Source organism: Halomonas sp. AOP7-B1-5 (assembly GCF_052353045.1).
Lineage (GTDB): Bacteria > Pseudomonadota > Gammaproteobacteria > Pseudomonadales > Halomonadaceae > Vreelandella > Vreelandella colorata.
In genome coordinates, this window is sequence record NZ_JBQTDC010000033.1 from 40,721 (window position 1) to 52,219 (window position 11,499).

Sequence of the window (11,499 nt, forward strand, 5' to 3'; positions counted from 1 at the left end):
TAAACGGCCAATGCTTACGAGACTCTTAGCTGTCGCGCGCTTTACGGATACGTTCGTAGGCGTTGCCGATTTCACTGGTGCGCGCCTGGGCCACCTCGCGCATGCTTTCTGGTAAGCCTTTACCGGCCAGTTTGTCCGGATGGTTTTGGCTCATCAAGCGGCGGTAGGCTTTTTTGATTTCGGCGTCGCTGGCATCCTCAGAAACGCCCAGCACGCGGTAGGCATCTTTAAGCGCTTCTTCGCTTGCCCCTTGAGAGTTAGCCGCCGCGCCATGTAGCATGGCTTCAATTTGCTGTACTTCGGCCTCGCTACACCCAATGCCCCGTGCTACTCGCAGGATCATTGTATGCTCTTCAGGATGCAGTACGCCGTCCGCGGCGATGGCTGAGAGCTGGACCTGTAAAAATACCTGGCGCATGACCGGCTGGTTGCGGGTTAGACGGCCGACGCTGGCAAGCTCGGCATCAAGGTCGAAGTTATCCGCACGGCCACGCTCAAAGGCCGCGCGTGCCTTGGCCCGCTGCTCGCCTTGAAGGTGCATCTGGTCAAACAGCTTTTCGGCAACGCCGAGCTCGCCGTCAGTGACTTTTCCGTCGGCCTGGCAAAGGCAGCCCATCACCGAGAAAATCGATTCTAAAAAGCCTTCTTGAAGACGCATGCGCGCCTCCATCAGGCGACGGCCAAGGCGACGCCCTAACCACCAACCCAAGGCGCCACCAATTAACAAACCAATGGGGCCGCCTATGGCAAGACCAATCAGGGCAAAAAACACAATCAGAAGTAGCATGGCTCTCTCTAACGTCAGTAGAACAGGTGTACAGCCGGATATGGACAAAGGGCGATGCAGACTTTCAAGTAGCGGTTTAAACAAGGCGACGTGTTTCGCCGAACGTACTACTATAGTTGAAAAGGAAGCAGGCTAACGTTTACTGCAATCGTTTACCATAATTGCTCCCTCACCTTTCCTCTTCTATGGAGAAGCTATGGCCTCGCCAGATCCGGACGCTCCAAAAAGCTCTACGGTACACGATCCCAAGGTTTTTGAGTATCACAACCCGGCAGGCGGTTGGGGCGCACTCAAGGCGGTCAGCAAGCATTTGCTGCATAGCCGCTCCCCGGCCACCAACGCCCGCTCGCTGTTCAAGCTTAACCAGCCCGATGGGTTTGATTGCCCAGGCTGTGCCTGGGGCGATCCTGAACACGGCTCCTCGTTTGAATTTTGCGAGAACGGGGTAAAAGCCGTGACCTGGGAGGCCACCTCCAAGCGTGTTACCCGGGACTTCTTCGCCAAGCACACCGTCAGCGAGCTTAAAACCTGGGATGACTACCGTCTAGAAGACCAGGGGCGTCTGGTCGAGCCGATGCGCTATAACGCCGAGACCGATCATTACGAGCCGATTACCTGGGATGCGGCGCTGAATCTCGTTGCCGCCGAGCTTAAAGCGCTGCCCACGCCGGATGATGCGATCTTCTATACCTCGGGCAAGGCGGGCAACGAATCGGCGTATGTTTTCCAACTGTTGGCGCGGCTTTATGGCACCAACAATCTGCCTGACTGCTCCAATATGTGCCACGAAGCCAGCGGCGTTGCGCTGACCAAAGCGCTGGGCACGGGCAAAGGCAGCGTACGGCTGGAAGATTTTGAAAAGGCCGATGCAATCTTCGTATTTGGCCAGAACCCTGGCACCAACCATCCGCGTATGTTGGGCACGCTGCGCGAAGCGGCTGAGCGTGGCGCTACCATCGTCAGCTTCAACCCCCTGCGCGAACGCGGGCTTGAGAAGTTTGCCGACCCGCAAAAGCCCCTTGAGATGCTACATAACGGCAGCCATAGGATCAGTTCCCATTACTTCTGCCCCAAACTGGGCGGCGACATGGCGGCGGTGCGTGGAATGGCCAAAGCCCTGTTTGAGCGTGACGCGGCAGGCGAAGCGGTGCTTGATCACGCTTTCATGGCCGAACACACCATTGAGCTGGATGCTTATCGTACCTTAGTGGAAGCAACCGCCTGGGAAACGCTGGAGGCTCAATCAGGCTTAAGCCGCGCACAGATGGAAGAGGCGGCCGAACTGTATGCGCGCTCCAAGGCCACTATTATCTGCTGGGCCATGGGCATCACTCAGCACGTGCACTCGGTACCGACGGTACGTGAGATCGTTAACCTGCTGATGCTGTGCGGTAATTTAGGTAAACCCGGTGCGGGCACCTCGCCGGTACGCGGCCACTCCAATGTGCAGGGTGACCGCACCATGGGGATTTTTGAGCAGCCCTCCGATGAACTGCTGGATGCCTTGGAAGCTCGCTATAACAAGCCCATGCCGCGTGAACATGGCGTGGATTCCGTGGCCGCCGTGCACGCCATGCGCCATCAGCCCGGCAAGGTATTTATCGGCCTGGCGGGCAACTTTACCCGGGCGATTTCTGATAGCCGGGTGACTGAGGCGGCGATGGCGCAGTGCCAGCTCACGGCGTTTATCAGCACCAAGCTGAATCGTAGCCATCTGATTACCGGTCGCGATGCGTTGATTCTACCCTGCCTGGGGCGTACCGAAATCGACCGTAACAAGGCGGGTGAGCCTCAGTTGATCACGGTAGAAGATTCCATGAGCATGGTGCACAGCTCGGCAGGAATTAATCGCCCGGTAGATGCCTCGCTGCCTTCAGAAATCACCATTTTGACCGGCATTTCTGAGCGCTTGTTGGGCAGCGAGGTAGTGAACTGGGCAGCCATGCGCGAAGACTATGACGTGATTCGCGAGCATATCGAAGCGGTCATTCCCGGCTTTGAGAACTTCAACGAACGCGTTCGCGTGCCGCGGGGATTTTGGCTAACCAACCCCGCGTTCGAGCTGTGCTTTCCTACCGAGAGCGGCAAGGCCGAGTTTTCTGATGCGCCCCTGCCTGAGCAAGTCATCCATCAACAAATGGCGACCCGCCAAGGCGGCTGGCTCACCTTACAAACCATGCGCTCTCACGACCAGTACAACACCACGGTATACGGCTACAATGACCGCTACCGGGGTATCGAAAACGGCCGTCAGGTGATTTTCCTGAACCGTAAGGACATCGACCGGCTAGGCGTTAGCGCCGGGCAGTGGGTGGATTTGATCGGTGAGTCGGGCGATGGTATCGAACGGCGCGTGGACGGCTTCAAAGTCGTGGCCTACGACACGCCCGAAGGCTGCGCCGCGGCCTACTACCCTGAAACCAACCCGCTGATTCCGCTGGATCATAAGGGCGATCAAAGCCATACCCCAGCGTCCAAGTCGATTGCCATTCGTTTAGAGCCGAGCACACGGATTGCTTGATCTATCTGATCAAATGGCGAATCAGCAGGAACTGCAGCGCGCACTCGCGGCGCTGCAGGATGCTCACCCTGAACTCGACACGCTGGCAGCCTTGGTGTTGCTGGCACTGCGCGAGTCACCGCCCGCCGAAAAAGGCATTTCCAGTGCGCTACTCGCCAGGCATCTTAATATCGAACATGCCTTGATCCGCCGCGCTTGCGCGGAGCTTGAAGATGCGGGCTGGGTGAGTACCCAGCCCGCAGGCGGCGCCAGCCCGGCGTTACGGGTGAGCTTACTGGCCAGCATTTGAGCGTTAAGCATATAGATTTAGCCTGACGAAGCATCAACACGGCATTACTAACTTGGTAGGGTGAGTCTGGCACTATTTTGTAAGATATAGCTTAATTTTTTGTAGGACATTGACGCTTTAAAGCGTTGGGCTCTTGCCCTGCCAGTCTAGCTCGCTACTCTAAGCGCTTCTTATTAGCACGTAGTGCACCAAGGAGCGGGAAAATGGCGGATAAGACAGGGCTGCAATTTACGTTGACCCTACCGGGGGCGAATGGCATCGCTGTGGTGCGATTTACCCATCGCGAAGCGCTTTCCGAGCCATTTATCCTCTCAGTGGAGTTCGCCAGCCGCATCCACGATTTATCACCTTCCGATTGCCTGGACCAGGCCGCTACGCTCACGATCTGGCAGGATGGCGAGCCGCTACGCCGCATCCATGGCATTGTAAGTGAATTTGGCCGCGGAGACCGCGGGCACCGCCGCTCCTTCTATCATGTGGAAATCCGCCCGGCGTTGTGGCGGCTTTCTTTGCGTCATAACTCGCGTATTTTTCAAGATACCAATCCTTATCAGGCTATCAATATCTTAGCCAGCGAACGCGGTATTACTGATTTAGGGTTTGCTACGACACGAACGCCACCTACGCGGGAGTTTTTGGTTCAGTATCGAGAAACAGACCTGGCCTTTATCGAGCGCTTGGCGGCTGAGGAGGGGTGCTTCTATTTTCATGAGTTTGAAAACGCCGAGGGCGGCGCGCATCGGCTAGTGTTTGCCGATGCCACGGTTATGCTGCCCAATATTGGCGAACGTGCCTACCACGCGCGAGCAGGCGGGTCTTCACCCAAGCGGCATATACGCAAGCTGCGCCAGATTAGTCGGGTACGCCCCGCTTCAGCCTCGCTAAAAGATTACAGCTTTAAAAATCCAGGCTATGCCCAGCGCCATGAGCATCTGGCACCGGGGCTTGGCGAACACGCTCAGCGGGAAGATTACGAGCACTACGATTATCCGGGCCGCTACAAGAAGGATGCCTCCGGCAAGCCGTTCACCCGCCATCGGTTAGAATCTTTGCGTGCCGATGCCTCTACCGCCGAGGCTGAAAGCGACCTGCCCGAACTCGCCCCCGGCCGATGCTTTACTTTGACCGACCACGATGTCGAGAGCTTTAACGGCGATTGGCAGGTGGTATCCGTCGTCCACTATGGTGAACAGCCCCAGGCGCTAGAAGAAGACGGCATGGCGCGTGGCAGCGCGACCTCGGACCAGGCGGGCGAGCAGATGACCCGCTACCACAATAACGTGGTCATTATGCCGAGGGACCAGATCTGGCGGCCTACGCCTAACCCCAAACCCCGCGTGGATGGCCCCCAGGTAGCCTTTGTAGTGGGCCCTGAAGGCGAAGAAATCTACTGCGACGAGCACGGCCGGGTCAAGGTGCAGTTCCCTTGGGATCGATACAGCCAGGCGAACGAAACCGCCAGCTGCTGGATCCGCGTGGCTCAGGGCTGGGCCGGCGGCGGCTACGGCAGCATGGCCATTCCGCGTATCGGGCATGAGATTTTGGTGTCGTTTTTGGAGGGCGACCCGGACCAGCCAATGATCACCGGGCGCACCTATCACGCCTCGAACATTCCGCCGTACCCACTGCCGGCCAACAAGACCCGCACGGTCATTCGTACCCAAAGCCACAAGGCCGCTGGCTTCAACGAGCTGCGCTTCGAGGATGAAGCGAATGAGGAGCAGATCTGGCTTCACGCCCAGAAGGATCTTGACCTGCTGACCCTCAACGACCGTAGCGAAGAGGTCAAACGCGACAATACCCTGCACGTCTACCGGGACCGCACCACGGACATCGACCGCGACGAAACGCATCTCGTTCATCGCCATGAAACCCATATCGTGGACGGCAACGAAACCCACACCGTGCACAAGCACCGGCGCAAGACCATCGACGGCAATGAAACCGACCGCATCGGCAAGCACTGGTCGACCAAGGTGGGCAAGAACAAGACCGAAACCATCGGCAAGGCGTACCTGCAAAATGTCGGCTTGGCGCGCATGGAGAATGTAGGCCTGGGCTACAGCCTCAACGTCGGCGCGCTGATGAACACTCTGGTGGGGCTGAGCCAGACCACGCAAGTGGGGCTCAATCATTCGCTGAACGTGGGGCGCAACATCACCCTCAAGGCGGGCAACCAGCTGACACTTCAGGTGGGCAACAGCCGGCTGGTGCTCACTGAAAATTCGATCTACCTCGACGCGGGCGAGATCCACGTCAAGGCGGGCACCAAGGTGCATATCGACGGCCCGGATGATGTGCTGCTCAACACCGGCACCGCCCAGCCCGCCCCCGGCAGCGAGGAAGACGGCGCCGAGAGCGACCCGATGAACGACCCCATGGTCAAAGACGGCAATACTCCAGGGTGGTGACATGGCCAATGTAACCAACCCAACGCCGTTTCCGCATGCGCTGTATCGCAAGCTCGGGCCGGGCGGTCTGGAATACCAGGTACTGGCCGTACGTGGCACCTTCCGGTTTAGAGGAGATCGAGAGCCGTTAGGATTGTCCGCTACCCAGCATCCCATTCGCTGGCAGGAAACGTATGCGGGTGGCCCGGAAGGCAGTCAACAGCGTTTTGTTGTCAACGACAGCGATCTCATCGTCGGCAAGCCAACAACGGATATTCACGTCAGCGGCACTTTGCGCGCGCCCACGGGCCAGCCCAGCAGCACCTGGCGGGTGGGGGTCAAGGTTGGGGCAGTGAGCAAGTACTTGAGAGTATATGGCCCGCGCGATTTTCAGTGGCGGCTAATGGGTGGCTGGAAGGTTACCCCACCCGAACCTGTCCATGAAGTACCTCTGGACTACCGCTACGCCTTCGGCGGGCACTTTAGCCCGGCAGAAGCGCATGATGCGGCCGCCAGCGCGGATTCTTTGCTCTATTATCCACATAACCCGGCAGGCTGCGGCTGGTTGCCCACACGGGCCGATTACCGGCGCTTGCCTAAAGAGATTGCCAGGCCGCTCAAGCAGGAGCTGGAGGCAATCGCACAGCTCCCCGCACCGCAACTCGAAGATCCTGATTTTCCGATTGCCTCTCCTTTGGACAGGCCATCACCGGCCGGCTTCGGGCCCATCGCCCGCTGGTGGCAACCGCGCCTTGACCATCAAGGCACACTCGATGAGACGTGGCTGGCCCACCGCTACCCGCTGTGGCCGGAGGACTTCAATTCTCGCTTCTATAACAGCGCTCATCCCGACCTCATCATGCCGGAGTATGTGCAGGGCAATGAAGAGATCATTCTGACCAATTGCCTGGCCGGGAGCCAATTAATGCCCGCCGGCCAAGGGACGAGCAGCTTTTATACCCACCGGAGCCGCTTGCCTGGCCTCAATATTCAGGCGTTGGCCGAGCAGCCTAGCGGCAAGCGCACCGTCACCACGTTGGCACTGGACACCATCAGTATTGATCTCGATGAGCGCGAGCTAACCCTGACGTGGCGCGCGCTCTTTCCCACCGATGATCCCGTACGGCGAATGATCGTTGCCGCTTCTGCGCTTCGCACCAGGAGGCGGGCATGAGCGACGAGTTCAACGAACCGGAACGACTGGAAACCCTGACCGTGGTGGCGGATCGGTATCCGCCGCCCGATGACGAAGACATGCCGTCGGCGCCCCCGCCGCCGCCGCCCACGGAACCGCTCAGCGGGCAAACGCTGCACGTTGGCCTGGCCGATTATACGTACCTTGCCGCCTGCAGCGAGCCGGATTTTTGCCGCGTGGGCAACAGCGTGGTGGGCTTCGATTCCACGGCCACGCTGGATAATCCGGTGCGTTACTCACCTAACGTGGTCGCGGCGGGACGCGAGCTTTATCGCGTCGGTGACCTGTTTCAGGGCGTACAGGGCGATGCTGGGCAACACGTGGTTTCCGGCACTTCGCAGGGCAGCGGGCATGTGTTGATTACCGGTGGGCAGGACAACGTCAAAGCCAACGGTTTGCCGATAGCTCGCCATGACAGCCCCTGCCAGATCAACTGTAATGCCTCTGGAGTAGGGGGCGCCGCTGGTTATCTCACCACCGTGCAAAAGACGGTGGAAAGTACGCCCGAGCCAGCGAGCGGTGAAGGGCCTGACTATAACCCCGGCGAGGAGGGCGGCCGCGTCGTCCGCGACAAATGGGAAGGTGCCAAAGCGGCGGCCAAGACGGCCTGGGAATCACTGCCTTTCACCCGCGATGAGGCCTCCACGGACGCCGCCCGCGGACGGATCGTACAGAGCACCAAAGACACTTACGAAGGGCTGAGTACACTGGCCGGGCCTAGCCTGATGGACATCGCCGATAGCGCCGTCGGCTGGGCCACCGGCGATGCGGAACGCGCCGGACGGCTCGGAGAGGAGTTGCAGCGCACCGGAGATGCTTGGGGCGGTATTTGGGACGCAGGCGTGGAAGCCTGGCAGGAAGCCGAGGAGCGCAACGGCTTCTTCGGTGCCATCGAGATGAGCGCAGCAGCGATAACATTCGAGCTCATAGGCGGCAAAGGCGCGGGAGCGGCCAAGACGGCGGGCGAGCTGGGGAGTGTGGCTCGGCGTACACCGGAGACGCCGCCTAGAACCCCTGATCATGGGGTGCATGTAGAGCAGGCACCTACTAGACTAAAAAGTGATGAGAGCCACAGTCGCGATACAAGGTTTTTTAATAATGAACCAGTAGATTGGAGTGCATCTCGTCCAAAGGGGACACAGTTCGATTACGAAGTATTCCAAAGAAATGATATTGATTGGGGGCAAATTAGAACAGCAGGTGATAAGCGATTTGTTGATAAGACAAATGCTGAGGCTGCTGCAAAAGGGCTTTCCCCTCAATTACCTGATGGTAATTTTGCGACGCTTCACCATCTTGGTCAAAAATCTCCAGGGCCATTGGTAGAAGCAAGCACAAGGTATCATGGTGTAGGTAAACCTGGGCAAGATATCCTGCATAGCCAATATGGTAGAAGTAAACCACATCCAACGCTGCAACCGGATCGCAGAAAATTCGATGTTGATACGCGCGAATATTGGAAGTGGCGCTCAAAAAATAGAAGGGAGTAATCTTAATGACAGACATAAATAATTTGAGAACTCGTTATGAGGCTATATACGGGAGTGAGCCGTGTAATGATTTTGCAATCTTTGAGATTGAGGAAAAATTAGGTATTAGGCTGCCCGAAGATTTTAAAGAAATATCAACATTTTATTCCGGTGGCCTGCTGGGGGGTATCAGTCATCACGAAATAGCAAATATAAGTGAGGCCACAAATATTGTTCAGGAAACATTAAGATTGAGACATTCTATCGGCTTACTGGATTGCTATGTGGTAATAGCTGAACCCTCTGAGAGTTTAATTGTTTTAAACACTGATGAGCAGCCTGCTGTCATCTGGTGTGATGCAGTAGAGGCAAAGAATATTAATTCATTAAGTTTTAATAATCAGCCGGACACCTGGAGGAGTTACAAAGAATTTTTTTCCTATCTATTAGATGAGGAAGAGGACGAATAGCTACATAGCTTTAAGAGTGTTCAATGCTTTGTCAGTGACCTTTCCCCTGAATTAGGTGTTTGGTCCCTCGAATTGAGGGTTCGGATCATTAGAAAACCTTTCGGACTCTTTTTGCCATTGCTCAAGGATAAGAGTACGTTTCAAAACCTGCCTTGCCATCCATTATAGCAAATAAGCGAGCGGCTAAGAAGCGTAAGAGCATAGTGGATGTCAACTTGGCGCTCATACCGTGTGACCAGGTGCCTAAATTTACTTAACCAAGCAAAGGTGCGTTCGACTATCCCGCGATGGCGCCCAAATCGTTGGCTGTCTTCAATGCCTCGGCGCACGACACGAGGTTAAATATTTCGTATATGGCATGATCGGCGGCAGCGGCGATGATCATACGCCTTGTCAGCGTGGAGCTTATCTGGACGGCTGCGTGGTCTTTCACATCGGCCCTACCCCAGATGAACATGATCCAGCAAAGCACTCAGTGGCATGTCATTCATATTGGCACCTGATGATAGGACCACTAGTGGAACGCCTCGCCGATCTGTCAGTAAGTGCCGCTTGGTTCCTGGGTAACCTTGGTCTGTCGGGCTAGGGCCGGTAGCGGCCCCTTTTTTTTGGCTGGCAACGTAACGCTATCCATGCGTGCAGGGAGGGTTGATAAATACTTGATACGCGTCAAAGCCGATGGCTCATCGCGGGTAAGATTGCTAGACGAGAATGCTAGAGTAATAGGTGATGCCCCGGGTTTTTAAAGTATTAGGGAGAAAAGCGCATGCTACGTGAGAAGAGCCTGGATAGAGATAATCTCGATAAATATATTGCTTTTAAAGATACTACTATCGCTCGAGACAAGCTCGAAATTGATTCTCCTGATGCTCTTCCGGCGACGGGGAAGGTAATAGGGGCTGCAATGCTTTTTTCGAGTATTATGGAATATCTTGTCGCCCGTTATTCGCGGGGGGATGATTTGACCATTATCCAAGACTACCTACCGGATTTACTTGAGCAGCGCGAAAAGCTACTTTACTACAGCGATGCATTACCTGAGGAAAAGCAAGAGAATAGGTTGATGTACGAGCGCTTAAGCGATGGGGCTTATATTGAGTACAGCCGCTGGTTAACCATGGCCGTCTGTTTGGGAGTCGGCGATGCACATATTAAACGCGCCCTGGAACTGATCGATAACGCCGGAGTTGATGCGTTGCTTGACCGAGTTGCTATCGCTCTGGGAGATAGTGAGCGTGCGGTGGCCACAGATCTGCTCTACCCCAAGCCCTATGCCCCACTCTATGAGGCACTGGATGCGCCCACTGATCAACAGGGTAAATTGATCAAGAAATTTCTTGATGGCTATGCCAATACCGTCAGAAAGTGGGGAATCTCTATCATCCGTGAGAAAGAATGGAAAAATCACCCAGGCGACTGGTGCTTCGAGGCCGCGCTGGTCGTCAAGCTGTTCAACATCGATGACAGTACCTTCCGCGACCACCCGCTCTATCCTGCTGCCTTGATCCACGGAGACCCGATATGAGTGCTGAAATATCGATGCGCGATACTCGCAAGTCACCGGCCTATTTCACCGCGCTTCTCAGCGAACTGGACCTGGGTTTGCAAGGCGAGCCGACCGACCCCGTCAACCGATTGCCGGACGACCGGGTACGCAGCGCTTGGCAGCTGTTTGAGGGCGCGCTCTATCGCCTGGTCGCACACTACTCGCAAGGAAGCGCGCTGGATAGCTTACAACCCTACCTGGATGATGTGTTGAGGCGACGCGAGCAACTGGCCGAGTACGGCGAGAAGCTGCCGGAACGTCAACAGGTCATGCGGCGTTCGCTGGAGCAGTTCGACCCTCGCTTCAACACCGTTGATACCTACCTTTACCACCTCTGGTGGTGGTCGCTGGCGATTTGCCTGGGCGTAAGTGACGAATATCGTCAACGGATGCTGGCGGTCACGGGAAATGCGGGGCAAGATGCGCTGTTTGATCAGCTGGCGGCTCGGCTCGCAGCCCTTGAGCGGCCTATTGCGGATTCACTGTGCTATCCCGATATTCACGCGCCGCTGCTTGAGATCACCCAGTTGGCGCCGTCTTTGCGTTCGCAATACCTGCAGCGCTACCTAGACGACTGGTATCCACGCTGCGCTCCAGCCGCCTGGTACGATAACCATCTCAGCGAGGATGACGAGTACGAACTGGCGGATTTTTATGTCGGCTACTGGTGCTTCGAAGCCGCTCTGATCGTCGCGCTTTATGATATTGATGATACGAGCTTTCGTGATCATCCGAACTATCCGGCAGACCTGGTTGCGTATTATCGGAACTCTCGTACTTCTGCCTGATGCTCTTTTTCTCTGCAACGTATCGCCCTGCCGAGTTATTACAG

Annotated in this window: 9 protein-coding genes and 1 pseudogene; 8 read left to right on the top strand and 2 right to left on the bottom strand. The window is 56.4% G+C overall.

What is annotated here, in order from left to right; translation table 11 throughout:
- Positions 1–25: 25 nt before the first annotated feature.
- On the bottom strand, positions 26–787 hold the full coding sequence (gene djlA, locus ACT3XD_RS15105) for a co-chaperone DjlA (RefSeq protein ID WP_192538822.1): 762 nt from the start codon (positions 785–787) through the stop codon (positions 26–28).
- Positions 788–983: 196 nt separating this feature from the next.
- On the opposite strand from djlA, the gene ACT3XD_RS15110 reads away from it, so the two are divergent.
- From ACT3XD_RS15110 to ACT3XD_RS15135, 6 genes are all read left to right on the top strand, one after another.
- Entirely contained in the window at positions 984–3,308 is a 2,325-nt protein-coding gene (locus ACT3XD_RS15110; RefSeq protein ID WP_192538823.1) for an FdhF/YdeP family oxidoreductase, read from the top strand.
- Positions 3,301–3,597: a MarR family transcriptional regulator gene (locus ACT3XD_RS15115; protein WP_192538824.1), complete on the top strand. Its 297-nt coding sequence runs from the start codon at positions 3,301–3,303 to the stop codon at positions 3,595–3,597. Before ACT3XD_RS15110 ends, ACT3XD_RS15115 begins: the two co-directional genes overlap by 8 nt.
- Before the next feature lie 203 nt (positions 3,598–3,800).
- Complete coding sequence (locus ACT3XD_RS15120; RefSeq protein ID WP_192538825.1) at positions 3,801–6,008, top strand: type VI secretion system Vgr family protein; 2,208 nt, start codon at positions 3,801–3,803, stop codon at positions 6,006–6,008.
- Between the two features lies 1 nt (position 6,009).
- The gene (locus ACT3XD_RS15125; protein WP_192538826.1) at positions 6,010–7,161 is read left to right on the top strand and encodes a DUF2169 family type VI secretion system accessory protein; all 1,152 of its coding nucleotides are present in this window, start codon (positions 6,010–6,012) and stop codon (positions 7,159–7,161) included.
- Positions 7,158–8,672, top strand: coding sequence for an HNH/ENDO VII family nuclease (locus tag ACT3XD_RS15130; RefSeq protein ID WP_192538827.1), 1,515 nt, complete (start codon positions 7,158–7,160; stop codon positions 8,670–8,672). Before ACT3XD_RS15125 ends, ACT3XD_RS15130 begins: the two co-directional genes overlap by 4 nt.
- 5 nt (positions 8,673–8,677) lie before the next feature.
- Positions 8,678–9,121: an SMI1/KNR4 family protein gene (locus ACT3XD_RS15135; protein WP_192538828.1), complete on the top strand. Its 444-nt coding sequence runs from the start codon at positions 8,678–8,680 to the stop codon at positions 9,119–9,121.
- A gap of 140 nt (positions 9,122–9,261) precedes the next feature.
- Here the strand turns inward: ACT3XD_RS15135 and ACT3XD_RS15140 are convergent.
- Positions 9,262–9,761, bottom strand: a pseudogene (locus tag ACT3XD_RS15140) (transposase); the annotation flags it as partial.
- 126 nt (positions 9,762–9,887) lie between these two features.
- Between ACT3XD_RS15140 and ACT3XD_RS15145 the strand changes: the two are divergent.
- Positions 9,888–10,646, top strand: a complete 759-nt coding sequence (locus tag ACT3XD_RS15145) for a PoNe immunity protein domain-containing protein (protein WP_192538829.1) — start codon at positions 9,888–9,890, stop codon at positions 10,644–10,646.
- Entirely contained in the window at positions 10,643–11,455 is an 813-nt protein-coding gene (locus tag ACT3XD_RS15150) for a PoNe immunity protein domain-containing protein (protein ID WP_192538830.1), read from the top strand. The genes ACT3XD_RS15145 and ACT3XD_RS15150 overlap by 4 nt, the downstream gene beginning before the upstream one ends.
- Positions 11,456–11,499 lie beyond the last annotated feature (44 nt).

Coding starts and splice junctions, on each gene's coding strand:
- djlA (WP_192538822.1), bottom strand. CDS start 787: ATGCTACTTCTGATTGTGTTTTTTGCCCTGATTGGTCTTGCCATAGGC.
- ACT3XD_RS15110 (WP_192538823.1), top strand. CDS start 984: ATGGCCTCGCCAGATCCGGACGCTCCAAAAAGCTCTACGGTACACGAT.
- ACT3XD_RS15120 (WP_192538825.1), top strand. CDS start 3,801: ATGGCGGATAAGACAGGGCTGCAATTTACGTTGACCCTACCGGGGGCG.
- ACT3XD_RS15125 (WP_192538826.1), top strand. CDS start 6,010: ATGGCCAATGTAACCAACCCAACGCCGTTTCCGCATGCGCTGTATCGC.
- ACT3XD_RS15130 (WP_192538827.1), top strand. CDS start 7,158: ATGAGCGACGAGTTCAACGAACCGGAACGACTGGAAACCCTGACCGTG.
- ACT3XD_RS15135 (WP_192538828.1), top strand. CDS start 8,678: ATGACAGACATAAATAATTTGAGAACTCGTTATGAGGCTATATACGGG.
- ACT3XD_RS15145 (WP_192538829.1), top strand. CDS start 9,888: ATGCTACGTGAGAAGAGCCTGGATAGAGATAATCTCGATAAATATATT.
- ACT3XD_RS15150 (WP_192538830.1), top strand. CDS start 10,643: ATGAGTGCTGAAATATCGATGCGCGATACTCGCAAGTCACCGGCCTAT.